At 62.0% G+C, this 25,296-nt stretch carries 28 protein-coding genes; 13 read left to right on the forward strand and 15 right to left on the reverse strand.

The features are described from left to right. Positions 1 to 146: 146 nt before the first annotated feature. The 3 genes from bla to dmeR all read right to left on the reverse strand — a co-directional run bounded on the left by bla (position 147) and on the right by dmeR (position 2,519). Positions 147 to 1,052, reverse strand: a complete 906-nt coding sequence (bla, locus tag BBJ66_RS17960; RefSeq protein WP_071088692.1) for a class A beta-lactamase — start codon at positions 1,050 to 1,052, stop codon at positions 147 to 149. Positions 1,053 to 1,179: 127 nt separating this feature from the next. Beyond that, entirely contained in the window at positions 1,180 to 2,223 is a 1,044-nt protein-coding gene (gene dmeF / locus BBJ66_RS17965) for a CDF family Co(II)/Ni(II) efflux transporter DmeF (RefSeq protein ID WP_071088694.1), read from the reverse strand. 23 nt (positions 2,224 to 2,246) lie between these two features. Beyond that, positions 2,247 to 2,519, reverse strand: coding sequence for a Ni(II)/Co(II)-sensing transcriptional repressor DmeR (dmeR, locus tag BBJ66_RS17970; RefSeq protein ID WP_049734460.1), 273 nt, complete (start codon positions 2,517 to 2,519; stop codon positions 2,247 to 2,249). A 236-nt stretch (positions 2,520 to 2,755) separates the two neighbouring features. Here dmeR and BBJ66_RS17975 point away from each other — a divergent pair, with 236 nt between their 5' ends. Beyond that, positions 2,756 to 3,250, forward strand: a complete 495-nt coding sequence (locus tag BBJ66_RS17975) for a GNAT family N-acetyltransferase (RefSeq protein ID WP_071088696.1) — start codon at positions 2,756 to 2,758, stop codon at positions 3,248 to 3,250. A gap of 12 nt (positions 3,251 to 3,262) precedes the next feature. On the opposite strand, the gene BBJ66_RS17980 is transcribed toward BBJ66_RS17975, so the two are convergent. The 3 genes from BBJ66_RS17980 to BBJ66_RS17990 form a co-directional block, all read right to left on the reverse strand. Further along, a complete protein-coding gene (locus BBJ66_RS17980; protein ID WP_071088698.1) occupies positions 3,263 to 4,177 on the reverse strand; it encodes a cytochrome c in 915 nt (304 codons plus the stop codon). Between the two features lie 191 nt (positions 4,178 to 4,368). Then, positions 4,369 to 4,809, reverse strand: coding sequence for a c-type cytochrome (locus BBJ66_RS17985; protein WP_071088700.1), 441 nt, complete (start codon positions 4,807 to 4,809; stop codon positions 4,369 to 4,371). A 139-nt stretch (positions 4,810 to 4,948) separates the two neighbouring features. Then, on the reverse strand, positions 4,949 to 5,983 hold the full coding sequence (locus BBJ66_RS17990) for a LacI family DNA-binding transcriptional regulator (RefSeq protein ID WP_071088702.1): 1,035 nt from the start codon (positions 5,981 to 5,983) through the stop codon (positions 4,949 to 4,951). Positions 5,984 to 6,143: 160 nt separating this feature from the next. Between BBJ66_RS17990 and BBJ66_RS17995 the strand changes: the two genes are divergently transcribed. The 6 genes from BBJ66_RS17995 (at position 6,144) to BBJ66_RS35375 (ending at position 12,202) form a co-directional block, all read left to right on the forward strand. After that, positions 6,144 to 7,718 carry a sugar ABC transporter ATP-binding protein gene (locus BBJ66_RS17995; protein WP_071088704.1) on the forward strand — a complete coding sequence of 525 codons (1,575 nt, stop codon included), beginning with the start codon at positions 6,144 to 6,146 and terminating at the stop codon, positions 7,716 to 7,718. Further along, positions 7,718 to 8,728 (forward strand): ABC transporter permease, encoded by a 1,011-nt coding sequence (locus tag BBJ66_RS18000; RefSeq protein WP_071088706.1) that lies wholly within the window; start codon positions 7,718 to 7,720, stop codon positions 8,726 to 8,728. Before BBJ66_RS17995 ends, BBJ66_RS18000 begins: the two co-directional genes overlap by 1 nt. 101 nt (positions 8,729 to 8,829) lie before the next feature. Then, positions 8,830 to 9,753, forward strand: coding sequence for a sugar ABC transporter substrate-binding protein (locus tag BBJ66_RS18005; protein ID WP_049734467.1), 924 nt, complete (start codon positions 8,830 to 8,832; stop codon positions 9,751 to 9,753). Between the two features lie 110 nt (positions 9,754 to 9,863). Continuing rightward, positions 9,864 to 10,868, forward strand: a complete 1,005-nt coding sequence (locus BBJ66_RS18010; RefSeq protein WP_071088708.1) for a Gfo/Idh/MocA family oxidoreductase — start codon at positions 9,864 to 9,866, stop codon at positions 10,866 to 10,868. Then, complete coding sequence (locus BBJ66_RS18015; protein ID WP_071088710.1) at positions 10,865 to 11,824, forward strand: sugar phosphate isomerase/epimerase family protein; 960 nt, start codon at positions 10,865 to 10,867, stop codon at positions 11,822 to 11,824. Before BBJ66_RS18010 ends, BBJ66_RS18015 begins: the two co-directional genes overlap by 4 nt. 90 nt (positions 11,825 to 11,914) lie before the next feature. Next, complete coding sequence (locus BBJ66_RS35375) at positions 11,915 to 12,202, forward strand: MurR/RpiR family transcriptional regulator (RefSeq protein ID WP_083335583.1); 288 nt, start codon at positions 11,915 to 11,917, stop codon at positions 12,200 to 12,202. A gap of 42 nt (positions 12,203 to 12,244) precedes the next feature. Here BBJ66_RS35375 and BBJ66_RS18020 read toward each other — a convergent pair whose 3' ends face one another. After that, positions 12,245 to 12,880, reverse strand: a complete 636-nt coding sequence (locus BBJ66_RS18020; RefSeq protein ID WP_071088712.1) for a LysE family translocator — start codon at positions 12,878 to 12,880, stop codon at positions 12,245 to 12,247. A gap of 130 nt (positions 12,881 to 13,010) precedes the next feature. On the opposite strand from BBJ66_RS18020, the gene BBJ66_RS18025 reads away from it, so the two are divergent. Next, positions 13,011 to 13,703: a helix-turn-helix transcriptional regulator gene (locus BBJ66_RS18025; protein WP_049734470.1), complete on the forward strand. Its 693-nt coding sequence runs from the start codon at positions 13,011 to 13,013 to the stop codon at positions 13,701 to 13,703. 199 nt (positions 13,704 to 13,902) lie between these two features. Here BBJ66_RS18025 and BBJ66_RS18030 read toward each other — a convergent pair whose 3' ends face one another. The 3 genes from BBJ66_RS18030 to BBJ66_RS18040 form a co-directional block, all read right to left on the reverse strand. Then, positions 13,903 to 14,748: a metallophosphoesterase gene (locus BBJ66_RS18030; RefSeq protein WP_071088714.1), complete on the reverse strand. Its 846-nt coding sequence runs from the start codon at positions 14,746 to 14,748 to the stop codon at positions 13,903 to 13,905. Positions 14,749 to 14,813: 65 nt separating this feature from the next. Further along, on the reverse strand, positions 14,814 to 15,506 hold the full coding sequence (locus BBJ66_RS18035) for an HAD family hydrolase (RefSeq protein ID WP_071088715.1): 693 nt from the start codon (positions 15,504 to 15,506) through the stop codon (positions 14,814 to 14,816). A gap of 135 nt (positions 15,507 to 15,641) precedes the next feature. Continuing rightward, a complete protein-coding gene (locus BBJ66_RS18040; protein WP_003569477.1) occupies positions 15,642 to 16,244 on the reverse strand; it encodes a superoxide dismutase in 603 nt (200 codons plus the stop codon). Positions 16,245 to 16,455: 211 nt separating this feature from the next. Here BBJ66_RS18040 and BBJ66_RS18045 point away from each other — a divergent pair, with 211 nt between their 5' ends. The 3 genes from BBJ66_RS18045 to BBJ66_RS18055 all read left to right on the forward strand — a co-directional run bounded on the left by BBJ66_RS18045 (position 16,456) and on the right by BBJ66_RS18055 (position 18,332). Further along, entirely contained in the window at positions 16,456 to 16,782 is a 327-nt protein-coding gene (locus BBJ66_RS18045; protein ID WP_071088717.1) for a hypothetical protein, read from the forward strand. A 106-nt stretch (positions 16,783 to 16,888) separates the two neighbouring features. After that, positions 16,889 to 17,542, forward strand: a complete 654-nt coding sequence (locus tag BBJ66_RS18050) for a class I SAM-dependent methyltransferase (protein WP_071088719.1) — start codon at positions 16,889 to 16,891, stop codon at positions 17,540 to 17,542. Between the two features lie 58 nt (positions 17,543 to 17,600). Beyond that, on the forward strand, positions 17,601 to 18,332 hold the full coding sequence (locus tag BBJ66_RS18055; RefSeq protein WP_049734473.1) for a sulfite exporter TauE/SafE family protein: 732 nt from the start codon (positions 17,601 to 17,603) through the stop codon (positions 18,330 to 18,332). Between the two features lie 15 nt (positions 18,333 to 18,347). Here BBJ66_RS18055 and BBJ66_RS18060 read toward each other — a convergent pair whose 3' ends face one another. Further along, the gene (locus BBJ66_RS18060; protein ID WP_071088721.1) at positions 18,348 to 18,689 is read right to left on the reverse strand and encodes a nuclear transport factor 2 family protein; all 342 of its coding nucleotides are present in this window, start codon (positions 18,687 to 18,689) and stop codon (positions 18,348 to 18,350) included. 115 nt (positions 18,690 to 18,804) lie between these two features. Between BBJ66_RS18060 and BBJ66_RS18065 the strand changes: the two genes are divergently transcribed. Continuing rightward, entirely contained in the window at positions 18,805 to 20,040 is a 1,236-nt protein-coding gene (locus BBJ66_RS18065) for a multidrug efflux MFS transporter (RefSeq protein WP_071088723.1), read from the forward strand. A 2-nt stretch (positions 20,041 to 20,042) separates the two neighbouring features. On the opposite strand, the gene BBJ66_RS18070 is transcribed toward BBJ66_RS18065, so the two are convergent. Next, positions 20,043 to 20,654, reverse strand: coding sequence for a TetR/AcrR family transcriptional regulator (locus BBJ66_RS18070; RefSeq protein ID WP_071088725.1), 612 nt, complete (start codon positions 20,652 to 20,654; stop codon positions 20,043 to 20,045). A 128-nt stretch (positions 20,655 to 20,782) separates the two neighbouring features. Here BBJ66_RS18070 and gstA point away from each other — a divergent pair, with 128 nt between their 5' ends. Further along, positions 20,783 to 21,466 carry a glutathione transferase GstA gene (gene gstA / locus BBJ66_RS18075; protein ID WP_049734477.1) on the forward strand — a complete coding sequence of 228 codons (684 nt, stop codon included), beginning with the start codon at positions 20,783 to 20,785 and terminating at the stop codon, positions 21,464 to 21,466. Between the two features lie 9 nt (positions 21,467 to 21,475). Here the strand turns inward: gstA and nadE are convergent, their stop codons facing one another. From nadE to BBJ66_RS18090, 3 genes are all read right to left on the reverse strand, one after another. Continuing rightward, complete coding sequence (gene nadE / locus BBJ66_RS18080; RefSeq protein WP_071088727.1) at positions 21,476 to 22,309, reverse strand: ammonia-dependent NAD(+) synthetase; 834 nt, start codon at positions 22,307 to 22,309, stop codon at positions 21,476 to 21,478. 128 nt (positions 22,310 to 22,437) lie between these two features. Further along, on the reverse strand, positions 22,438 to 23,643 hold the full coding sequence (locus tag BBJ66_RS18085) for an adenylate/guanylate cyclase domain-containing protein (protein WP_071088730.1): 1,206 nt from the start codon (positions 23,641 to 23,643) through the stop codon (positions 22,438 to 22,440). A gap of 29 nt (positions 23,644 to 23,672) precedes the next feature. Beyond that, entirely contained in the window at positions 23,673 to 25,292 is a 1,620-nt protein-coding gene (locus tag BBJ66_RS18090; RefSeq protein ID WP_071088732.1) for an MDR family MFS transporter, read from the reverse strand. Positions 25,293 to 25,296 lie beyond the last annotated feature (4 nt).

Genomic DNA, 25,296 nt, shown 5'->3' on the forward strand with positions numbered 1-25,296 from the left:
CGGCTCTCCCCAAATCAGAGAAAGCCCCTACTGAATCCAGCACATCCAAAGACGCAATACTTATATGCGATTCCCCTGCCCTTGTGGGGAGGGGTTGGGGAGGGGTTTTCACGCACGGACCGGACAGCCGATGTATCTTCCCCAATTCAAACCATCTCGACAATCATCCGCCCAACCTCGGCAAAGACCGGGTTGAGCTCCTTCACCGGCGCGGTCGCCTCTGCGATATAGACGGCGGCGACGATCGGGCTGCGGTCGGGGGGCCAGATGACGGCGATGTCGCCGAGGGAGCCGTTCTGGCCGGTGCCGGTCTTGTCGCCGACTTTCCACTCCTTAGGCAGGCCGGCCCGCAGCCGCTCTCCGCCGGTCGTGCTTGCCACCAGCCAGGCGATCAGCCGGTCCGAGGAGGCTTCCGTGAGGATCGAGCCGAGGGTCAGGTTGCCGAGCGTGTCGAGCATCGCGTCCGGTGTCGTCGTGTCGCGCGGATCGTCCTTTTTGCCCTCGTTCAGCGTCGGTTCGGTGCGGTCGAGGCGGGTGGTACCGTCGCCGATCGAGCGCAGCCAGTCGGTCAGCCCGGCCGGGCCGCCAAAACTTTCGAGCAGCAGGTTGCCGGCGGTATTGTCGCTGACGGTCACTGCCGCCTCGCAGAGTTCTGTGATGGTCATGCCGTCGGCGCCAGCGTGTTTTTCGCTGAGCGGCGAATAGTCGACGAGCTTGTCCCTGCCGTAGGTCACCCGCCGGTCGAGGCTCTCCTCACCCTTGTCGGCGCGGGCAAGCGCGAAGCCCGCGGCCAGCGCCTTGAAGGTGCTGCACATCGGAAAGGCCTCGCTGCCGCGATAGCCGAAGGAGATGCTCGTCTGGGTATCGAGCACCGAGACGCCGAGGCGGCCGCCGGTGCGTTTTTCCAGCGCCGCAAGGCGCTTCTCGATATCGTCGTCGCCCTCCCCGGCCTTCTCCTCGGCACGGACGGGAAGCGTAAGCGCAGGCAGGCCCAAGGTAGGCAGACAAAGCGCCGAGCCTATCAGCATGCGGCGGGTAAGATTGAGATCCATGATTCCTCCGGCGGTGAGGAGGATAGGGCTAAAGGGCGATTGCGGCGGCATCTCGTCCCCGCGGCAACTCTGTTGTCCGCCGAGCGACGAAGTCGTCCGCCGAGCAATCCATCGTGCGCCGCGGCGATTACGCGGCGCGCGTGACCTCGACCGTCACATGCGACAATTCCGTCAGCGCCGACAGCCGGCCCTTGTAAAAAGCCGGTTCGCGTGGGCTCGGGGTGACGACGGCAACGATGGCGGCGTGGTGGCCGGGGCCGACCTGCCAGACATGCAGATCGGTGATCCGGTCCTCCTCGGTCTCGATCGCGTCGCGGATTTCTGCCGGCAACGTCTCGCCGTGCGGCACGACGTCGAGAAGCACGCCGCCCGAGGATTTCATCAGGCTCCAGGACCAGTTGGCAATGACCAGGCCGCCGACGATGCCCATGATCGGATCGAGCCATAGCCAGCCATAGAGGCTGCCGAGCGTCAGCGCCGCGATGGCGAGCACGGAGGTCATGGCATCGGCCATGACATGCAGATAGGCGGCTCGGATATTGTTGTCGCCGCGCTTTGCGTGATGGTCTTGGGGGTGATGATCATGGGCATGGGCACCATGACCGTGATGGGCATGGTCGCCGTGATGGTGCGCATGGTGACCATGCGCGTGGTGACCATGCGCGTGGTGGCCATGCGCGTGGTGGCCGTGGTGATGTGCGTGGCCGCCGCCAAGCAGCCAGGCGCTGGCGAGGTTGACGGCAAGGCCGATCACCGCGACGGCGATCGCCTGGGCAAAGCCGATCGGCACCGGGTTCGAAAGGCGCAGCCAGCTTTCCCAGGCCATCAGCAGGGCGATCAAGGCGAGGATGATAGCGCTGGCGAAGCCGGCGAGATCGCCGAGCTTGCCGGTGCCGAAGGTGAAACGCGGATTGCGCGCCTGTTTGCGGGCGAAGAGATAGGCAAGCGCCGAAATCAAAAGCGCGCTGGCATGGGTCGACATGTGCCAGCCATCGGCAACCAGCGCCATGGAGCCGTACGCCGTGCCGGCGGCGATTTCCGCCACCATCATCACCGCTGTCAGCGCGATCACCAGCCAGATGCGCCGCTCGTTCACCGCATGATCGGCACCGAGGAAGATATGATCATGCTCCAGGGCGTTCGTTCCAGCCTTCTCGATCCCAGCACTCATTACAGGTTCCTTCGTCACGGCACTCAGCGGATATAGGTTCTCAGCACTTCCGATATTTCCTCGACCGCCTCTGCTCTCGCGGCATCGTCATCGGCATTCAGCACATGTTCGCGCAGATGATCGTCCAGCACCTCGCCGGTCAGCCCGGTCAGGGCGCCGCGGACGGAGGCGAGCAACTGCAATATCTCGCCGCAGGGGCGCTCGGCCTCGAGCGCGCGTTCGACGGCTTCCATCTGACCCTTCAAGCGGCTGACGCGGGCGATGAGTTTCTTTTTCTGCAGGGTGGTGTGGGACATGGGCTCTTATGTAGCATAGGGGGGTATACTATCAAGACAGAAAATCGGCCATTGACAAAGACCGCGTTTCCGACGATTGATGCGTCATGATCAAAAACGCGCACCAGAGCCGCTCGTATTTTTGGCTGTACCTGTAAAGGGCGGCCGGACAGATCATATTGTCAACAAGCCGCCGTCAGGCGGCTTTGTTGTATCGGCAGCGTCCTGACGGCAGACTATCAAAGGACGCGAAGACCATGACCGAAATCGAAGACAGCGAAATTTCATTGATGCGCCCGTCGGTGGTGACGATCCGTGCCGCCAAGCCGCGCGACCTGCCCGAACTCAACGAAATGATCGCCCTGCTGGCCGCCCATCACGGCGATGCCGCGGCGACGACGGCCGAACAATTGGAGCGCGATCTGTTCGGCCCCCTGCCCTGGATCCATGCGCTGGTCGCCGAAACCGGCGACGGGCTGATCGGCTACGCCATTCTCGTGCCGCTCTACAGGGCGCAGGAGGGAAAGCGCGGCATGGACCTGCACCATCTCTTCGTGCGCGACGGCCATCGCGGCCACGGCACCGGCCAGTTGCTCGTCGACCGCGCCCGCGAGACCGCGCGCAATGCCGGCTGCGGTTATCTCTCCGTCAGCGCCGCCACCGGCAACGTGCTGGCGCACCGCTTCTACGAACAGCTGGATTTCACCCCGCGGCCGGTCACCGGCATGCGCTACATGCAGTCGATCGCTTGAGGCAGGCCTGTCCTACCGTCCCGGCACCGCCTTCAGATAGGCGGCGATCGCTTCGCGATCGGCGGCCGGAAGATGGGCGATGTTCTGCTGCACATCGACCATCGAGCCGCCGACGCTATCGAAATCGGGGGTGAAGCCGGTTTCGAGGTAGCTGGCGATATCGGTCTCGCTCCAGCCGCCGATGCTTTTCGACGCCGGGGTGATATCGGGTATGCGGCCCTTGCCTTCCGGATTGGGCGCGCCGGCGAGCCACTGACCGGCCTCAAAGCCGCCGAGCGCATCGCGCGGCGTGTGGCATTCGCCGCAATGACCGGGGCCTTCGACGAGATATTGCCCGCGCTTGATCTTGTCGTCGCTCTTGGCAAGCGCGACACGCGGCTGATCGCTGAAATAGAGGAATTTCCAGCCGCCGAGCGCCAGCCGGATGCTGAAGGGGAACGGCAGCTCATGCGGGGGCGCGACGTTGGCGCTCTTCGGCAGCGTCTTCAGGAAGGCGAAGAGATCGTTGACGTCCTTGTCGCTCATCCGGGAATAGGAACCATAGGGAAAGGACGGGTAGAGATGCTGTCCATCAGGCCCGACGCCGCGCTTCATCGCGTTGCCGAACTCGGCGAGCGTCCAGGCGCCGATGCCGGCCTTTTCATCCGGCGAGATGTTCGGCACGTGGAAGGTGCCGAAAGGGCTCTTCAGCGCCAGGCCGCCCGACAGCGTCAGCTTGGCATCGCCTTCGGATCCGGGGGCGGAATGACAGCTGACACAGCCGCCCGCCCAGAAAACCATCTGACCGTTTGCCGGATCCGGCGCGCCGAGACCGGCCCAATGGCTCTCCGGCAGCGGATCGGGCGCGGTCACCAGATAGAAGGCGCCTCCGCCCAGCACGGCGACGCCGATCAGACAGAGCAGAAACCGGATGAACCTGCGGATCATGCTCCGCCTCCCCTTTTGCCGAGATTTTCCCGGGCCGAACGATTCTGCCACCAACCCGCACGGGCGGAGAATAAGGTGATCCGCGCCAGCGGCAAGGCCGGCGCGGATCGGTGTCTTTGCCTGCGCAATTCCGGACGCAAAACCGCTGCACACTTTTGCTGGAATTGCTCCTGATCAAAACGGCCTATCGCTCACTCCTTGATGCGATAGGCCTTATGACAGCCGCCGCAGCTGGCGCCGAGCGTGTTGACTGTGGCGCCGACAGCCGCGGCATCGGCCGGAAGCTGGGCGAGCGCGGTTTCGGCATCGGCGGAGAGCTTCGCGGCGCGCGCCTTGAAATCATCCATGTTTTCCCAGATTTTCGGGCTCGCTTCTGCGTCGCCCGTTTCCGTGCCCGGCTTGAACTGATCGGGGAAAACCTTGGCCGTTGCGGCGATCGTCGTCAGCGCCGTCTTCACCGCTTCCGCATCGTAAGGCTTGGTGCCCTTGGCGATGGCTCCCAAGGCGCCGGCCGCCCCGCCGATCTGCTTCATCAGGGCAATGCGCGAATCATGCGTGCCGTCGGCGGCGGTCACCGAACCGAAGGCTATTCCTGCCATCGCTGCGGCGGCAGCTACTGCTTTCCAATTCATATTTCCTCTCCAATTTTCTGAAGGCCAAGGCGGCCGGTGGCCAATCTGCACCGGGAGCATGACAAAATCCATGCCCTCCGGGCAGTCACGTTTTGCCGGATCACCATAAAAACAATGTGATACGCAGCTGAAAGAAGCTTCAAATATTCGTGGCAGTGTAAAATTCAAACGGGACAATGTGCTGCGAAACTGTTGCCGATCGGCCGGTATCGAGAGCTTCCGCCATTGCGTGCACCAGAGTCTCTCCCAGCAACTTTGCCGGATGAGACAGGACGACCTTGATCAGCCCCTCGGCAAGCCCGGCTCTCGTTTCGTTCGTGAGCTCGTGTGCGATGACCACCAGGCGTTTAGCTGCCGGCCCGCCATCCTCCCGCAGGGCTCGCATCACGCCCGTGATGCCGCCGCCGGCAACGTAGAGTCCGACCCAATTCGGCTCGGTCTGCAGAAGGCGGCGCGTCGCCTCATAGGCAATTTCGGGCTCTTCAAGAGTAGCAACGGTCTCCAGCATCTGGAAGCCCGGCGCACTCTCCCGGAAATACGACCGAAAGCCCATTTCGTTCAGGTCCTGGGCCAGATATCGGTGACTTCCGACGAAGACGGAAACCTTACCGCCGTTGCCATTCAACCCGGCTATGAACCACGCGGCCGTGCGGCCCTTTTTGACGCAGTCGTTGCCGACATAAGCCGCACGGGAGGCAGTGGAAATGTCGGAAATCATGGTCACAACCGGAATGTTTTCTGCCGCCAGACCATCGACGGCGTGGTTCACCTGCGGGTGGTCGGAGGTGATCATTCCGATGACATCGGCTTCGCGACTGAGAGCATAGATCGCCTCGGCAGCCTTGTCGGGCGCAAGGTCATCCATGAATCTGACGATGGCTCTTCCATGGGCGTCGGGAAATGCCTCGGTCGCAGCAATGAGGACGTCGCTCCACATTTGATAAAGCTTGCGGTGAGATTGCTTGAGAAGAAAACCGAATTTGATCACCGGCTTGTCGTGCTCAAGTCGCCGAGCGATGGCGGTCACCCCATGAAAACCGATCTGGCGGGCCGCGCTGAGAACCCGTTCCGCCGTCTGCGGACGCACGGGATCGCGACCATTCAGCACACGATCGACCGTTGAAATGCTCACATTTGCGGCCTTTGCCAAGTCAGGGATCGTTGCACGAGACATCGCGAACCTCTCATTATCTGATGTTATTTATGAGAGGTTTTGGGAGAAAAATCCACCAGTTCGTTGACACGTTGTGAAATTTTCGCAATTTCGTCTTCCAGTAAAAGCCAGTTTGGCAGGAGGGCTTGGGAGAGCTCTCTCATCTGGAGGAAATACTCTCATGTCTGCGACCTTTCAAAAGGTGGCGCCGCCTTCGGGCGGCGAAGGCCATCGCACGCCTATGGATAGCGGAGCCGGTTTCGTTCTTGAAATGTGCTCAATCACCAAGGCGTTCCCTGGTGTTCTCGCGCTCGATGGCATGAGCCTGAAGGTTCGTGCCGGCACGGTCCATGTCCTCGTCGGGGAAAATGGCGCGGGCAAGTCGACGCTCATGAAGATTCTGAGCGGCATCTACGCCATCGACGGCGGAGAGATCCTTTTCAGAGGCGAAAAGCTCGACCACCAGAACGCCGCAGCCGCGCTGGATCGAGGGATCTCGATGATCCATCAGGAACTTAGCCCGGTGCTCGACATGACCATCGCCGAAAACATCTTTCTCGGCCGCGAACCCACTTATAGCAGGACGGGCATTTTGTCCCGGTTCGTCGATTTCAATCGCATGAATTCGGACACGCAGGCGCTCCTCGATCGTCTGGGTCTGAAATACAGCCCCCAAACCAAGATGCGAGATCTGTCCATCGCGACGACGCAACTCATCGAGATCGTCAAGGCGATTTCGCGCGAGGCCTCTCTCGTCATCATGGACGAACCGACATCGGCGATCAGCGACACGGAAGTTACGATGCTCTTCAGGCAGATCGCAGACCTGAAAGCAGCGGGCGTCGCGATCATCTACATCACCCATAAGATGGACGAGATCTTTCAGATCGCCGACTACATCACGGTGATGCGTGATGGCCAGTTCGTCGCTGCCGCGCCGGCGAGCGACTACGAGCCCGCAAAGCTGATTTCTCAGATGGTTGGCCGCACGATCTCCAGCATCTTTCCGAAAGAGGAGGTGCCGATCGGCGAGATCGTCCTTTCCGTCGAGAACCTCTCTCGTGACGGCGTTTTCGAAAATGTCAGCTTCGAGGTGCGTGCCGGCGAGATCGTTGGCCTTTCCGGCCTGATCGGCGCCGGGCGGACGGAGGTAGCCCGGGTGATCTTCGGCTTGGACGCGGCGGACGCCGGTGTGATCCGCCTGAATGGACAACCGCTAAAGCTCACGTCGCCGAAGGATGCCATCGCCAACGGCATCGCCATGGCCTCGGAAGATCGCAAGGCGGAAGGCCTGGTGCTTTGCCGGTCCGTCGGCGAGAACATTTCGCTTGCGAACCTTAAGAAGTTTGCCTCCGGCCTTTTCATCAGCGAGCGGCAGGAAGAGGCAGCCTCGCAGCGCATGATCAGGATGCTCCAGATCAAGACGCCCGATACGGCAATGATCGTGGAGAACCTCAGCGGCGGCAATCAACAGAAAATCGTCCTGGCCAAATGGCTATTGGGTGATCTGAAGCTGCTCATTCTCGACGAACCCACGCGCGGCATCGATGTCGGGTCGAAATCTGAAATTCACAGACTGATGACCGAGTTCGCGCGTCAGGGACTCGCGATCGTCATGATCTCGTCCGAGCTGCCCGAGATCCTCGGCATGAGTGATCGCGTGGTGGTGATGAGCGAAGGCCGGATCACCGGCGAACTAACAAGAGACGAGGCCACTCAGGAAAACATCATGCGCCTCGCCACGGGAGGACACTGATGAGCATCGAACGCGCAGACGCGGCTGTGAAACGAGAGGGCCAGCTCACTTCAGGCCCTCGGACCATCAGCTTCTCCCAGATTTACCGCAAGTACGGCACAATCCTGATCTTCATCGGCATCTGCATCCTTGCCTCGATCTTGAGCCCGACATTTCTGACAGAGGCCAATCTAACCAACGTCCTGCGTCAAGTCGTCGTGGTGAGCCTGCTTGCCTGCGGCGTTACCTTCATCATCATTCTGGGGCATATCGACGTCTCGCTGGGATCTGTCCTGGCGCTCTGCGGCGTCTTGGCGGCCAGCGTGATGGCGATGACCGGAAGCATCGTTCTCGCGGTTACTGCGGGTGTTGCGGTCGGGATCGTCACCGGCGTCATCAACGGCTTCGTCATCACCTTTTTCCGCATCCCGTCATTCATCATGACTTTGGCCATGACGACGGTGGCACGCGGCGCTGTGCTGCTTTACACGGGCGGTTCGCCAGTGACGGGACTAGGCGACTTCAAGGTGATCGGCCAGGGCTCGCTTGGCCCGGTGCCGATTTCCGTGACTATTCTTGCGGCCATCGTCGTCCTATCCTGGATTCTTCTCAACAAGACCAAGTTCGGCCGATATGTCTATGCGGTCGGCGGTAATGAGCGAGCCGCACGCGCTTCCGGCATCAATCCGGACAGTATCGTCGTGAAGGCTTTCATCTTCAACGGCATCCTGTGCGCCGTCGCAGGCATCGTCCTGATGTCTCGCATCAATTCCGGGCAGCCGGCAGGCGGCGTCGGCTACGAGTTCGATGCGATCACCGCTGTGGTCGTCGGCGGCACCAGCCTGATGGGCGGCACCGGAACCATCACCGGCACGATCATCGGATCGATGATCATCGGCGTCATCAACAACATGCTCAATCTCATGAATGTCAGCTCGTACTGGCAGCAGATCATCAAGGGTCTGATCATCGCGATCGCCGTGATCCTCGATGTCTGGACCAAATCTGCCCGCAGCAAAAAGAAGGCATGACCGACGTTCTTCGGCAGGCCAGCGCCTGCTTCCGAACCACCTCTTTGTCGGCGGGGATTTCCCGCATCTGGAATGAACCTGAAACTCTATGGGAGGATCCTATGAAAGCCATTTCCAAACTCGCTCTCGCCTGCGCCATATCCCTTGCTGCCATCTCCACCGGCGCCGCATTCGCCGCAGATAAATTCGTCGTCGGATACGCCAACATGGCGGATACGGACGTCTTCGTCATGGCGCGCAAGAACGCCTTCATCGAAGCGTCGAAATCCGATCCGGCCGTCGAAGTGAACTTCTCCGACGCCAACAACGACGTCAGCAAGCAACTCGATCAGATCGACAACTTCATAGCGCAGAAAGTCAACGCGATCGTCGTCGTGCCGGTCGACTACCAAGGCATCGTACCGGGCGTCGAGAAGGCGAACCAGGCCGGCATTCCCGTCATCGCTCTCGGCATCCAATCGGCAGGCGGCAAGTACACCTTCGTCGGCTCGAAGAATATCGATGCCGGCCGCCTTCAGGGCGAGTACATGAAGGAACACCTGCCGAAGGACGCCAAGATCCTCTACCTCGAAGGCACACCGGGGCTCTCGCACACGCAGGAGCGCAAAAAGGGCTTCGAGGATGCGCTCGGCCGTTCTGACGTGGCCACTCTCGCCAGTCTCTCAGCCAATTACGACCGCGCAGAAGGCATGAAGGTCACGGAAGACTGGATCCAGAGCTTTCCGAAATTCGATGCGATCGTCGCAGCCAACGACCAGATGGCGCTGGGGGCGCTGGAAGCACTTCAGGGCGCTGACCGCCTCAAGGGCGTGATGATCTCCGGTGTCGATGGCACGGCCGATGCTCTGAATGCGATCAAGGCCGGCACCATGTCCCAGACGATCTTCCAGGACGCTGCAGGCCAGGCGAAGACCGCCTTCGAGGTCGTGGAAGGGCTGAAAAAGGGGGAGGATGCTCCGGCCGAAAAGCTGGTGCCGTTCGCTTCGATCACCAAGGACAACGTTGACCAGTACGCAAAGAAGTAAGCCCTCCCAAGGGTGCGTGCCGGGATGGGGCTACCGGCACGCGTTTCCCACCAGGGGTCATGCTTGTAAGCCGCAAATCGCTGGTTCTCCAAACGACAGGAAATATCGAAATGACAGTAAGGATCGCCGTCATCGGGGCGGGACTGATGGGAGCCGATCACGCGCGGATCATCGCCGAAGATCTGCCAGGAGCAAGCCTCCAGGTCGTCTGCGACATGGATGCGGACCGCGCCCGCAAAGTGGCAGACGCCTACTGTGCTCATGATGTCGGCTCCGACCCCGGCCGGGTCGCCGCTCGTCGGGACGTGGACGCCGTTATCATCGCAAGCCCCGATTTCACGCACGCGCCCTTGTCGCTCTCCTGCATAAAGTCCGGCAAACGGGCTCTCTGCGAAAAGCCGCTGTCGCAATCCTCGCAAGAATGCGTGGAGATCATGCAGGCGGAAGAAGCCGCGGGATCGAAGTTCATAATGCTCGGCTTCATGCGCCGCTTCGACCAGTCCTATGTCGAAATGAAACGGGCTCTGGAGCACGGTGCGATTGGCCGCGCGCTGATGATGCACAATTTTCATCGCAATGTCGCAACTCCCGCGTCGGACTTTACCGGAGCGATGGCGATCACCAATTCCGCCCCGCACGAGTTCGATGTCGTCCGACACGTCCTCGACACCGAATACGTATCGATCTCCGCCTTCCAGCCGAAGCGTTCAGACGCGCTGGTCGCACCGGTCTATATGGTGCTCGAAACGGCGGATGACCAACTCGTCAATATCGAGATCAACAACAACGCCGCCTACGGCTACGACGTCCGCGCGGAACTGGTGGGCGAGAAGGCGACGATCGCCATGAACGCCGTCAACTACACCCGCGTCGACCGGGAACTCGGCCAGAGCACAAGCTACGAGGCGGATTGGCGCAGCCGCTACGCCGAAGCCTATCGCCGCCAGAACCGCGCTTTTGTCCGGTTCGTCGAAACAGGGGTATTCCCGAACATCGCTTCGAGCAGTTGGGATGGATACTGCGCCGCGAAGGTCGCCGAAGCCGGCGTCAGAGCCTTGAACGACGGCCGCAAGATTCCCGTGGAAATGATTGCCAGACCGGAGTTTTACGCATGAAGCTTGGATTCGTATCAGACAGCCTCGGCGCGCTGCCCTTCGAGGCGATGCTGGATCACGCTCGAAGACTGGGCGTCTCCGGCGTCGAGGTCAATACCTGTGGCTGGTCGACGGCGCCGCATTTCCATCTGCCGACAATCCTTCGGGACAAGAATGCGCAGAAGTCATTCCTGGGCGCTTTCGCCGATCGCGAACTGGAAGTGATAAGTCTGAACGCCAACGGAAATCCGCTGCATCCGACCGATCCTGCCCAGGGGCAGGGTCTTGAGGATACGATCCGCGCGGCGGGCGAACTGGGTATCAAGACCGTCTGCGCGATGTCGGGACTTCCGGCCGGAAATGCCACCGATACCATGCCGAACTGGGTGGTCTCGTCGTGGCCGCCGGAGACGCAGGCGATCCTTCGCTACCAGTGGGAGGAAAAGCTCCTCCCCTACTGGACCAAGATCGTGGCACTCGCCAGGGATCACGGCGTGGAACGTATCGCGCTGGAACTCCATGGCAACCAGTGCGCCTATAACGTGCCTTCGCTGCTGAAACTGCGCCAAGCCGTGGGCCCGATCGTCGGAGCGAACCTGGATCCGTCCCATCTCTTCTGGATGGGCGCCGATCCCCTTGTCGCCGCAGAAGCGCTCGGCGACGCCATATACCACGTTCATGCCAAGGATACCCTCCTCAACGCTCCGAAGCAGGCCGTCACAAGCCTTCTGGAGAACGGCAGCCTGATGGACATCCCGGCGCGTAGCTGGTCCTACATCACGCTGGGCTTCGGGCATGGCGAAGAATGGTGGCGGCAGTTCTGCTACAGGCTGAAAATGGCCGGTTACGATGGCTGGCTTTCGATCGAGCATGAGGACGTGCTTCTGAACAGTCTGGAAGGGCTGGAGAAGTCCGTCGCTCTGTTGCAGGGCGTCATGCCGGTTGCGGCCAGCGATTTCAAGCCGCAAGCGATCTAGTCGAGAGCGGAACGCATCCGATTTCACCTCGACCGCCGCGAGAGATCGCGGCGCGCTTGCCCGAAGGGAGATCTTTCGAAAGTGATTGCAATGCTACGGGATCAGCCCTCTCCTCCTCCCTCGACACTGCACGAACTGAAGTGCCTGGTCGCCCGCCGACAGCTCGTATTTCCCATTGGCCTCGAAGGCGTCGCCCGGGAAATCCTGGAAAGGCCGGAGATGACCGCCTTTGAAAGTGCGGCAGCGGTTGCGCGCAGGTGCCGCGTTTCTCCAACGACGGTCCACCGACTGGTACGGCACATCGGGTTCAAGACATTCGGCGAGTTTCGCGCGATGATAAGAGAACATCTCCGCAGGACTGCCGCCCGTCACTGCTGAACCTGTCGCAGTGTTCGCCGCCGCGTCGGGGGACTCGCAGGCTCAGGCGCTTTTCCAGCCCTGCCAGAGGCTGAATGCGGAAACCGCAACCAGCAGCAGCCCGGCGAAGCGGCCGACAAAGGCCGTGGCATCGGGATTGGCGACGAGCAGATCGCGGCTGCGGCCGGCGGTCATTGCCAGCGTGCCGTAGATGGCGAACTGGGTGGCAACCGTCATGGCGCCCATGATCAGCCCCTGCATCCAGACCGGGCCATATTCCGGCTTCAGGAACTGCGGATAGACGGCGAACATGAAAATATAGGCCTTCGGATTGACGAGACAGGTGACCGCACCTTGGCGGAAGGCGCGCCAGCCGGAGCGTGCCGTTCCCGGCCCGACCGCCTCGACGGTGATCGAACTGCGGATCAGCGAAATGCCGATCCAGATCATATAGGCGACGCCGGCGAGGAGCAGCACGTTGAAAAGCTGCGGCAGCATGGTGACGAGCAAGCCGACGCCGGCCGCGCCATAGGCCGAATGCACCGCGCCGCCGGCCATGATGCCGCCGGTCGCCGCCAGCCCCCGCCTGATGCCGCCGGTCAGTGAATTGGCGAGCACGAAGAGCATATCCATCCCGGGCACGATAATGATGCCGAAGAGAAGGGTGAAGAAGAGCCAGAGGTTTTCGTGGTAGTTCATGTCAGTTACCGCCTTGTCGGTCCATGGGCCGTTTTGAAAGACCCTGATTGATTTCAATTCGATAGGCGGCTCTATACGCAAACCCAACTGACAGTGTATTGTCAGGAGCCTAAGGGATGGGAGAGGCAAAATGCGCAAGGCCTCACGGCTTTTCGAGATCATTCAGATCCTGCGGCTCGCCAGAAAACCGATGACGGCGGCTGCGATGGCCGAGACGCTTGAGGTGACGGTGCGCTCGATCTATCGCGATATCGCCGCCCTTCAGGCGATGCGGGTGCCGATCGAGGGCGGGCGCGGCATCGGCTACATCATGCGGCCGGGCTTCGACCTGCCGCCGCTGATGTTCTCGATCGAGGAGATGGAGGCGATCGTGCTGTCGCTGGCGCTGCTCGAACGCACCGCCGACGAAGAGCTGAAGCAGGCCGCCCGCCGAGTCAACCGGAAGATATCCGGCGCCGTGCCGGCGCCGCTTCGCCAGGCGATGGACAGCAAGGCGCTCTATGCCTGGGGCTCGACCGCCCAGCCGGCGGGCTTCGACCTTGCGATCGTGCGCCGGGCGATCCGCGACGAATGCAAGCTGATGCTCGGCTACCGCGACGAACTCGGCCGCGCCAGCGAGCGGACGATCCAGCCGATCGCGCTGATCTACTATTCGCAGACCGCCAATATCGTCGCCTGGTGCGAGTTGCGCCAGGCAATCCGCAATTTCCGCAGCGACCGGGTGGAACACTGCGCGGCGCGTGACGAATTCTTCAAGGGCGATGGCGACAGGCTGCGGGAGTTGTGGACCAGCGGCTGGACGGAGAAGGCTGTGCCGGGGTGAAATGTGAGGACTGCGATCGCCGCCTGCCCCTCATCCGCCTGCCGGCACCTTCTCCCCGTAAACGGGGCGAAGGGGGCAAGCCGCAAGCTCTCCATTTTTCACCAACGTCGCGTAGGGCACGTCCCCTCTCCCCGTCAGAACGGGGAGAGGGTTAGGGTGAGGGGCAGCCATCGCACGAACCGGGCGTGCGAATCATCACCTAATAAGCCAGCGTCCGGCTCTCTTCCCGGCCGAAGCCGCGGATTTCGATTCGGTCGGGATGGACGTCGACGATGGCGAAGGCGTTTTCGCTCTCGGTGTCGACCACGCCCTTGAAATTGACGAAATGGCAGGCGCCGACCTTGCCGTAATTGCCGACATGATCGTGGCCGTTGAGATAGGCGACGACATTGTCGTGCGCGGCGAGCAGCGTAACGATGCGTTCGCTGTCCCACATGCCGTGCTCGCTCGGCGGATGCACGGGATAGTGATTCATGACGATCACCTTTTCGCCGGCCTCACCCGCTTTAGCGATCTCGTCTCCGAGCCAGGCGAACTGTGCGTCGCTCAGCGCGGCATTCCACCGATGCGCATTCCTGGCGCCTTTAGCCTGCAGCTCCGCCAGCATCCGTGCGGCGAGCTCGCGATGCGGATGGCCTTCGGGCGGCGCGAAGGTGCTGACCTCGTTGCCGTCGAGCACGATGAAGCGCCAGCCGTGGCGGTGGAAGCTGTAATAGGGCGACGGCATGCCGAGACGTGCGGCGACTTCGGAGAGATGCCCCGCGGAGACCGAGAAATCGTGATTGCCGAGCAGGAAGAGCGCCTCATGCCGCAGCGTTTCATAGACCGGCAGGATATCGTCGAAGCTCTTGAAGCTGCGGTCGATGACATCGCCGAGCGTCATGACGAAGCTCAACTCCTCGCCATTGAAGACCTCGATCGCCTCGGCGAGTTTGGCAAGGCTGTTGGCGTAATAGCGGTCCATGGTCGCATGCGGCGGGACTGCCGCATATTGCGGGTCGGCGATGATGCCGAAGCGGAACAGGGGAAGAGCGGAAGATGACATGGAGCGTGATTAGGAGCGGCGGGTGACAGGGATGTGACGGTGTCCTAAACCATGATCGAACTGCGTCAATTGTCGAGATCCCCAAGTGTGTGGAGCCTATCGATCAAAACGGCAAGAACGTCGTGTAGATCTGGCGCGACATAGGCGCATAGATTTTGGATATCCAGCGTTGGCTGAACGAGGTCGGGCACCATAATGGTCATCAGGCCGGCGCGAGATGCCGAAAGCACACCGTTGCAGGAATCCTCGAGTGCAACACAACGGCTCGGGTTCACCCCTAACCGGCTTGTGGCCTTCAGATACGGCTCTGGATGAGGTTTGGCCGCGGTATAGTCTCCGCGGGCAATGATGTGCGCAAAGCGATCCTTCAGATTCACCGCCAGCAGATGGCTAAGCACCGTGTCGTGGTCCGAGGAGGTGACGATGGCCCACGGGAGCTGAATTTCTTCCAGCCAGTCCAATATTTCAATGACCCCCGGCTTGAGGCGCAACTCTGTGGCGACCATCGTCTGGAACCAGTCTGAGGCTTGTTTCCACACGTCCTCAATGGGAAATTCTCCGCCAAGATGCGTGCCCAAAAACGCTCTGGCCGACGTGCCGGGTAAACCAATCGTTTCCAGATAGACGGACACCGGGATATCAAACCCGTTTTCCTCAGCGGCCTTGATAAGGGCGTCCCGATACAAAGCCTCGGTATCGAAAATTACACCGTCCATGTCGAACAGGACGGCTTCGGGCTTGAATGGAAGCTGCTTCATCAATCGATCTTTGGCCGCTCAAAACTTAAAGATTTCGCAACTGGCGCATAAAACGAAACACCCGGCGTTTGGGCGCCGGGTGCTGCACTAAAAAGGCTAAGACATCGCCGCCGTGGGCTGCGAGTCCGGGGCCGCTTACTTCGTGGCTTCTTCGTAGCGCTCCAGGACATAGTCCCAGTTGATCAGGCTATCGACGAAAGCCTCGAGGTATTTCGGGCGGGCGTTGCGATAGTCGATGTAGTAGGAATGTTCCCAGACGTCGACGCCGAGGATCGGGGTGGCGCCGTGGACGAGCGGGTTTTCGCCGTTCGGGGTCTTGGAGATTTCGAGCTTGCCGTTCTTGACGGAAACCCAGGCCCAGCCGGAGCCGAACTGGGTGGCGCCGGCATTGGCGAAATCGGCCTTGAACTTGTCGTAGCCGCCGAGATCGGAGGCGAAGGCTGCTTCGAGCTTGCCCGGCAGCTTGTTGCCGCCGCCGCCCTTCTTCATCCACTTCCAGAAATGGATGTGGTTGTAATGCTGGGCGGCGTTGTTGAAGAGGCCGGCATTGGTGCCGAAGGACTTCTTCACGACGTCTTCGAGCGACAGATCCGAAAGGCCGGCTTCGGCTGCGAGCTTGTTGCCGTTGTCGACATAGGCCTTGTGGTGCTTGTCGTGGTGAAACTCCAGCGTTTCCTTCGACATGAAGGGAGCAAGTGCTTCGTAATCATAGGGAAGTTCAGGCAATTCGAAAGCCATGTCAGATCTCCTCTTGGCAATAGATTGCGTCATCGGCAGGTGAGGCGGAACATAGGAGGGGAAGCACGGAGAGGCAACCGGCGAAATGTCAAAAAACGATCCGTCGGAGGAAAATTTGCCTCAGTTACCAGGCTGGAATCCGGCGAGAAAATCGCCCGGGATGCCCGCCCCGGAAACCACTTCCCGGCGATACGCCGCAACGGAGATCAATATGAACAGGAATATAATCCCGCTTCCGACCATTGCCGCGCTTATTAGTCTCGCGGGCGCAGCACATGCCTCTTCGGACGAGGCCTGGAAACAGCTGGCAGCCGACGTCGAGGCCAAGTGCAAGACGGCCGCTGTCGCGATCGAGAACCCGGCGGCCAGCGTCGATCCCTTCGGCACCAGCCATTACGGACTGGCTTTGGTAACGGGAAAGCCGAAAGGCGCCAAGGGCCTGGTCGTCCAGATCTGCGTTTATGACAAGCAGACGAAAACCGTCGAGATCGGCAGCGAGCTCGACCCCAAGAAACTTGGTCTCGCGCCGGCAAGATAGGCTGCCCGGTACGATCCGCTCTGCGAATATGTGCCTTCCGTCACATTTCTGGGGGAACCGGACGCTACCCTTAGGAGTTGAGGACTGGGCTTCAGGGAGGTGCGGGATGGCAGAGATTCGCGGCAGGGCGGACGATCAGCAGAAAATCTATCAGCGCTGGGCGCCGGTCTATGACCGTGTCTATCGCGGCATTCTCAGCGACGGCCACCGCAAGCTTGCCGCGCTCGCCGCTGCGGCCGGCACCGATATTCTGGAGGTCGGCGTCGGCACTGGCCTGACGCTCGGTCACTATCCCAGCCGCTGCCGGGTGACCGGCATCGATATTTCCGAACACATGATCGCGCGGGCACGCGAAAAGGTACGCCGCGCCAAGCTGCAGCATGTCAAGGCGCTGGAGGTGATGGATGCGCATGCGCTGAGCTTTGCCGACCGGTCTTTCGATGCGGTTTGCCTGCCCTTCGTCATCACCCTGATCCCCGAGCCCGAGCGGGCGCTCGACGAATGCGCCAGGGTGCTGCGGCCGGGCGGCGAGATCATTCTCGCCAGCAAGCTCGGCGACGGCGCAGGCCTGCAGGGCGCGATCGAGGCGGCGGTGGCGCCGCTCGTGCGTCACATCGGCTGGTCCTCCGCCTTTCGCATCCATCGCATCCTCGCATGGGCGGAGCGGCGCGGTGATATTTCCGCGACCGATATAATGCCGGTCTTTCCAAACGGCTTCTTCAAGATCGTCCGGCTGAAGCAGCGCGGACTTTCCGCCTGACACCAGAATTTTTCCCGCATCGCAGATTCTGATGCTACCGTTCGTCTGAGGGGACCGTATGACATCGGACATCTTCTTTTTCATCGTGGTGGGCTTCTGTGCGCAGATCGTCGATGGCGCACTCGGCATGGCCTTCGGCGTGCTGTCGACGACGAGCCTTCTCGCCTTCGGCGTGCCGGCCGCCAATGCCAGCGCCATGACGCATGTGACGGAGATGTTCACGACCGCCGCATCGGGGATCTCGCATGCCTATCATCGCAATGTCGACTGGCGGCTGGTGGCGCGGCTGGCACCGGCCGGCATGATCGGCGGCGCGATCGGCGCCTATCTGCTGGCCAATATCGACGGCAAGGTGATCGCGCCCTTCGTGTCGGCCTATCTGATCGCCATCGGCCTGTTGATTCTCTACAAGGCCTTTCGGCCGCCAGGCAAGCGCGAGGTGCGTGACTGGGCAGTGCCGCCCGTCGGCTTTTGCGGCGGCATTCTCGATGCGATCGGCGGCGGCGGATGGGGACCTGTCGTCACCAGCACGCTCGTCGGCCGCGGCCATGATCTCAAGCGGGTGATCGGCTCGACCAATTTCACCGAATTCGCGGTGACGCTGACGATTTCGCTGACCTTCATCCTGACGCTCGGCTGGTCGGAGCTCAATTCGGCGATCGGCCTGATCATCGGCGGCGTCATCGCCGCCCCTTTCGGCGCCATCCTCGTCAAGCGGCTGCCGGTGCGGGCGCTGATGGTGGCGGTCTCGATGGTCATCATCGCCACTTCGGCGATAAGGCTTCTTTAAACGGTACCGCCCGGACTACAGATTCCGGCCGAAATAGACCTCCACGGAAGCAATCTTATCACCACGGAAGCGCAGGCTCTCGACGTTGCCGAAGCTGCCGCCGTCGAGTTTATCGACACTGTAGCGAACAACCGCCTCGTCGCCTTCGACCGCCAGGAATTCGATCGTGATAGCGCGGAAGACCGGCTGCTTCGGCCAGCAGCGCTCGAAATAGGTCGCCCGGTCGATATGATCGTCGCGCGGGCTGGAGAAGGTGAAATCCTCCGTCAGCATGGCGCCGACTTTATCCTTGCGGTCAGCCAGATAGGCGGCGTAGAGATCGCGGACGATCTGCCGCCTCGTGCGCATATCGTTCATGGCAATATCCTCCGATTAACCGATTGCATTTCGCAATCAGTATATCTAGCACTTTTATCCGAGATGATCCAGTTTCGGCGCAATCGCGCCCTCATGATCGATGCCGAGGCAAGGAATGACCGATACGCAATTGGACGCGGCGAGCGTTAGGACAGGCTCGATCTACTGGAAGCGCAACCTCGCCATCTCGCTGATCGGCTCCTTCACCACCATCGTCGCGATGACGCTGCTGCTGCCCTTCCTGCCGCTCTATGTCGAGGAACTCGGCGTCAGCGACCATGCGGCAATCGTGCAATGGTCGGGCATTGCCTATGGCGCCACCTTCCTGGCCGCGGCGCTCGTTGCGCCGCTCTGGGGCCGGCTCGGCGATATTTACGGGCGCAAGCTGATGCTGGTGCGCGCCAGCCTCGGCATGACGGTGGCGATTTCACTGATGGGCATGGCGGGCAATGTCTGGCAGCTGGTGGCACTGCGCCTCTTCGTCGGGCTTGCCGGCGGCTATTCCTCCGGATCGATGGTGCTGGTGGCGACGCAGACGCCGAAAGACCGCTCGGCCTGGGCGCTCGGCGTGCTTTCTTCCGGCATCATGGCCGGCAATCTTGTCGGGCCGCTGATCGGCGGGGTGCTGCCGCCGGTTATCGGCATCCGCGGCACGTTTCTCGCCGCCGGGGCGATGATCTTCCTCGCCTTTCTCGCCACCGCACTGCTGATCAAGGAGGAGAAATCGCCGGCCCGCAAACAGGCCGCCAAGGCAAGCGGCGGCTGGAAATCCATCAGCGATAGGCGGCCTGTGATCGCCATGCTGGCGACCGGCATGCTGTTGATGTTCGCCAATATGTCGATCGAGCCGATCATCACCGTCTATGTCGCGCAGATCGTGCCGGCCGCCGGTGAGGTGACAATGATCTCCGGCATCGTCATGTCGGCGGCCGCCCTCGGCAGCATTCTTTCGGCCTCATGGCTCGGCCGGCTTGCCGACAGGATCGGCCACTGGCCGGTGATCTCAGGGGCGCTCGCCGTCGCCGGGCTGCTGCTGATCCCGCAGGCCTTCGTCACCAGCTCCTGGCAGCTGATCGTCCTGCGTTTCCTGATGGGGGCAGCGCTTGGAGGGCTGCTGCCCTGCATCGCCGCCGTCATCCGCCACAGCGTGCCGGACAGTGCGGCGGGCAGCATTCTCGGCTTTTCCATTTCCTCGCAATATGTCGGCCAGGTGGCCGGCCCTATCCTCGGCGGCTTCGTCGGCGGGCATATCGGCATGCGGGCGGTTTTCCTCGGTACCTCGGTGCTGCTTGTCGTGGGTGCTGCCTATGCCTGGCTGGTGCGGCCGCGCGATCAGAAGAAACCAAGCTGAGTTTAGGAGCGTCCGCAGATCAGTTCGACGCCGGAGCGGGCGATCGCTTCCAGCGTCTCGCGGCTGTCGCCGGCGCGGGCGCGCACGGCAAGCGAATGCATGACAGCGGAGGCAAGCCTTGCCAGCATCTGCGGATCGGCGCCTTCGGCAAGCTCGCCGCGTTCCACCGCAAGGCGCATGCGCTTTTCGATCTCGCCGTCGAAATCGCCGAGGCTGCGGCCGAGCACCTCGCGGACCCGTTGACGCTCGACCGCCTCGACCGTCGCCGTGCCGATCAGCAGACAGCCGCGGGCGGCGGTTTCACCATGCAGATAAACCGCCAACGCGCCGGCATAGACGCGGGCGAGATTGTCGCGCAGCGGAAGCGACGGATCGAGTGCTTCGGCGAGCGCATCCATGCCGTCCTGCCGATAACCTTCCAGCGTATCGAGATAAAGATCCTCCTTGTCGCCGAAGGCGCCGTAAAGGCTCGGGCGGTTGAGATTGGTCGCCGCACTCAGATTGTCGAGCGAGGCGGCGGCGAAGCCCTTGTCCCAGAAGACGTCGCGCGCCTTGCCGAGTGCGGCCTTGGCGTCGAAAGCCCTCGGGCGGCCACGCTTCCTTCCATCCTTCATATTTTGTACCGTTTCGCATTAAATTCTTGACGAAAGTTATTTTATGCGGAACAGTACAAATATTCAATGGGATCGACAGGCGGCATCGACCGGCTGCGCCAAGAGAGGAACAGAGAGAGGAAATCGCCATGAAACTCTATATGAACGCCGCAGCCTGCTCGCTTTCGCCGCATATCGTCTGCCGCGAGCTGGGGCTCGATATCGAACTCGTCGAGGTCGACCGGCAAACCCACAAAGCGAGCGACGGCGAGGATTACCTCGCCGTCAACGGCAACGGATATGTGCCGGCGCTGGTGCTCGACGACGGCAAGGTGCTGACCGAAGGGCCGGCGATCGTGCAGTTCCTCGCCGACAGCGTGCCGCAGGGATCAGCCATGCTGCCCGAAGTCGGCAATCTCAGCCGCAACGAGGTGCAATCCTATCTGAATTTCATCACCGCCGAGCTGCACAAGCCGATGGTGCTGCTCTTCAACCCGCTTTATGCGAGCGTGCATGCCGAGATTCGCGCGTTGATATCGAAGCGGCTCGCCTGGCTGAACGGCCGTCTTGCCGTACCCTATCTCACCGGCGAGGCCTTCACGGTGGCAGACGCCTATCTCTTCGTCTGCCTGAACTGGTCGCCCTGGATCGAAATCGATCTCAGAAAATGGCCGGCGCTGCACGCCTTTATGGCCCGTGTGGCGGCGCGACCGAAGGTGCGCGAGGCGATGCAGGCCGAAGACCTCGAAGCCTTCGATGCCGGTGGCGTCTACTTCGCCCCGCATGCCTACGTCGCATCGTCCGGTCGGACCGGCTCGCCGGTTCGACCGTAAACCAAACCCTCAGAGGGCGTTGACGGCCACCGGCAGCGCGCGCTTGTGGCCGGTGGCGCGATAGGCGGCGAGGATGCGGCGGCGGGCAATCTCGCCGACCTGCCTGCCTTCGAGGAAATCGTCGATCTCGTCATAGCTGACGCCATAGGCCTCCTCGTCGGGGCGCAGCGGCCGCTGGTCCTCAAGATCGGCTGTGGGAACCTTGAAGACCAGCTCGTCCGGGGCACCGAGCCGCTTTGCCAGCAGGCGGACGCGGCGCTTGTTGAGGCCGGCGAGCGGCAGGATATCGGCGGCGCCATCGCCGAATTTGGTGAAGAAGCCCATCACCGCCTCGGCGGCATGATCGGTGCCGATGACGAGGCTGCCGAGCGCCCCGGCAAGCGCGAACTGGGCGATCATGCGCTGACGGGCCTTGATGTTGCCAAGGATGAAATCCTGCCGGCCGGCATCGGCGAAAGCGAGGCCGCCGTCCTGAGCGGCGGCCAGCATCGCATCCGCCGCGGCCTTGATGTTGACCACTACCGAACGATCGGCGCCGATCGTTGCGAGCGCCCTCTGCGCATCGGCCTCATCAGCCTGGACGCCATAGGGAAGACGCACGGCGATAAATTCAGCAGTATGGCCGCTGTCACGCAGTTCGCGCACGGCCTTCTGCGCCAGCAAGGCGGCCGTCAGCGAATCGACGCCGCCGCTGATGCCGAGCACATAGCCGCGCAGCCCTGAGGCGACGAGATAATCCTTGAGGAAATTGGTGCGCCGCGCGATCTCGCGCTCGGGATCGATCTCGGCGGCAACGCCCAGTTCACGGATGATCTCGCCTTGTTCGTCGGACAGCACGGTCATAGGCCTTTTCCTCGGTATCTGGAGTCGCGGGCACTATGGCGGAAAGCTATGGGGAAGCGAAGCCGTTTTGGGGCAAGCCTGCCCTGCGTTTCGTGCAGGTGCGCGCTGGTGGGCGGAGCACCGCACATCTACCGCACGATCGTAAATAGCTTCACCGGCTCGGCAAACCCCTTCAACCCATGCGCCCCGACCGACACCACATCCCCTGCCCCGGCCTCTTGGCAGAACGGCGCCGACATCAGCAGGGCCTCTCCCAATTCGCTGCAGGCGGTCTGGATGCGGCTGACCAGATTGACGTCGCCGCCGATCAGGGTGAAGTCGAGACGGCGGCCGGAGCCGACATTGCCGTAGCTGACCTCGCCGTAATGCAGGGCGATGCCGGCGTTCACGCCGATGCCGTCGTACTGGAAGCGCTCGATCTCATCGAGGATGGCGCGGGCCGATGCCAGGGCGGCGCCGCAGGCATGGGCCGCAGCGTAGCCGGGAAAGAAGGCAAGCACGGCGTCGCCCATGAATTTCAGCACTTCGCCGCCTTCCCGGGTAATGGCCGGGACGACCCGGTCGAAATAGGCGTTGAGCAGCCCAAGCACGGTGCTGCCGGGCAGCCGGTTCGACAGCTCGGTAAAGCCGCGCAGATCGCAGAGCAGCAGGGCGGCCTCCATCGATTCGATTTCGCCCTGGCGGATGCGGCCGGCGAGAATCCGGCTTGCGGTCAGCGGGCCGACATAGGTGTCGAGCAGGCTGAGCTCGACCTGGCGAAGAATACGCAGCTCGCTGGTGTTGCGCAGCGCCGGCAGAATGCGCTCGATCACCTGACGTTCGGAGGCTGTGAAGCCGGCCGGCCGCCTCGTGCCGAAGACGGCGGCGCCGACCGGCCCGTCGATATTGCAGAGCGGCGCGATGACAAGCTGCATCAGGTCGCGATCGGCGAAGACGTCGATATGCTGCCAGCGGCCGTGCACGCTTTCGTCAGGACCGACGACCAGCGGTTCCCGGCTTTCCATGACCTTGCGCAGCGGCGTGTTTGATATCGCGGCCCGCGCGCCGTGTTCGCGGTCGTGGATCTCGACCGGCTCGCCCGGCGCCCAGGCGATGGTGCGGCCGACGAACTCGGGATGCAGCGTCATCAGATGCAGGGTCAACCGGTCCACCGGCAGGCCAAGCGCCTGAAGCCTGCGGCCAAGGCCGGAGACAAGGCCCGCCTCGTCGAGCGCATGGCATTCGTCGCCGGAGAGCCATTCGATGATGGAGAGCAACGCGCCGGTGCTGACGGCATGGCCGGCAGCCCTTGGCTGAAACCGGTCGAGATCGGGGGCATGGATCGCAGTTGTCATCGTGTTCTCCTCCTTTCGGGCAGGCGGCGTTAGTGAGCGCCGCCGCCGGAGAGTTGGCCGGGTTTCCGGAGCAGCAGGCTTGCCAGCAGGGCGACGACAAGGGCGACGCCGAGCAGAAAGAAGGTGTCGCTGAAGGCCATGATATTGGCCTGCCTGCGTATTTTGAGGGCGATGGCGACGATGGCCTTGTGGCTGGCGAGCGCCTGATCGCTGAGGCCGTGGTTCATGAAATAGGCCGTCAATCTCGCGACACGATCGCGGGTGGCCTCCTCGAAGACCGAGACCGAGTTGGTCAGGATGTTCGAATGGAACTGTTCGCGCTTCGACAGGAAGGTCTGCAGCGAGGCAATGCCGACCGCCCCGCCGAGATTGCGCATCATGTTGAAGAGGGCGGACGCCGAGCCGGCATTCTCCTGCTCGATGCCAGATGTGGCGATCGCCGACAGCGGCGTGAAGACGAGCGCCTGACCGATGGCGCGCACGATATTCGGCCAGAACAGCTGGTCGCTGGCATAATCGCCGGTCATATGCACGTTCATGAAGTTCGAGGCGGCAAACAGGGCAAAGCCGACGACGATCAGCAGGCGGACGTCGAAACGCTTCATCAGCCGCGGCACCAGCGGGATCAGCAGCAGCTGCGGGATGCCTGTCCATGCGAGCACCATGCCGATCTGCTCGGAATTATAGCCCTGGATACGGGTGAGGTAGATCGGCAGCACGAAGACCGAACCATAAAGCGCGATGCCGAGCAGGAAGTTGGCGACAATGCCGAAGCCGAAATTGCGGCGCAGCAGCAGACGCAGGTTCAGGAGCGGATGAGCCGCTCTCAGCTCGATGACGATGAACAGCGTCAGCGAGACAGCGGCGACAACCGTCAGCCGCAGGATGAAATCGGAGCCGAACCAGTCTTCCTTGTTGCCCTCTTCCAGCACGGTCTGCAAAGCGGCCAGGCCGATCGCCATGGTGACGATACCAGGCCAGTCGCCGTTGAAAAGCAGCTTCAGGTTCATCGGCGCCCGGTCGAGCGAGGCAAAGAGCAGGCCGACCATCAGCGCGCCGGGCACCAGATTGACGTAGAAGATATATTCCCAGCCCCAGTTCTCGGTGAGGTAACCGCCGATCGTCGGGCCGATCGCCGGTGCGAAGGTGGCCGACAGGGCAAAGAGGGCAAGGCCGATCGGCTGCTTGGCCCTGGGCAGCAGCGTGATGATGATGGTGAAGGCCATCGGGATCAGCACGCCGCCGGCAAAGCCCTGAATGGCGCGCAGGATAATCATCTGCTGCAGGTTTGCCGCGAAGGCGCAGGCAACGGAAAAGATCAGGAACAGGATGGCGTTGGCCAGCAGATAGCTGCGCAGCGAAAAGACGCGCGCCAGCCAGGCGCTGAGCGGAATGACGACGATCTCCGCGATCAGATAGGAGGTCGAGATCCAGCCGCCGTCATCCGTGCCGGCGCCGATGGCGCCCTGGATATCGGCGAGCGAGGCATTGACGATCTGGATGTTGAGGACCGCCATGAAGGCGCCGAGCGTCGAGCCGACAACAGCCATCCACACGCGTAGCGGGCTCATGACGGCAGGCGTCGCGGGCACTGCAGCGGCGGGGCGCGCAAGCGAATTGCCGTTTGCTGCGATCTGAACAGTGGCCATGACC

Origin of the sequence: Rhizobium sp. RSm-3, assembly GCF_001854685.1 — a bacterium.
Classification (GTDB): domain Bacteria; phylum Pseudomonadota; class Alphaproteobacteria; order Rhizobiales; family Rhizobiaceae; genus Rhizobium; species Rhizobium ecuadorense.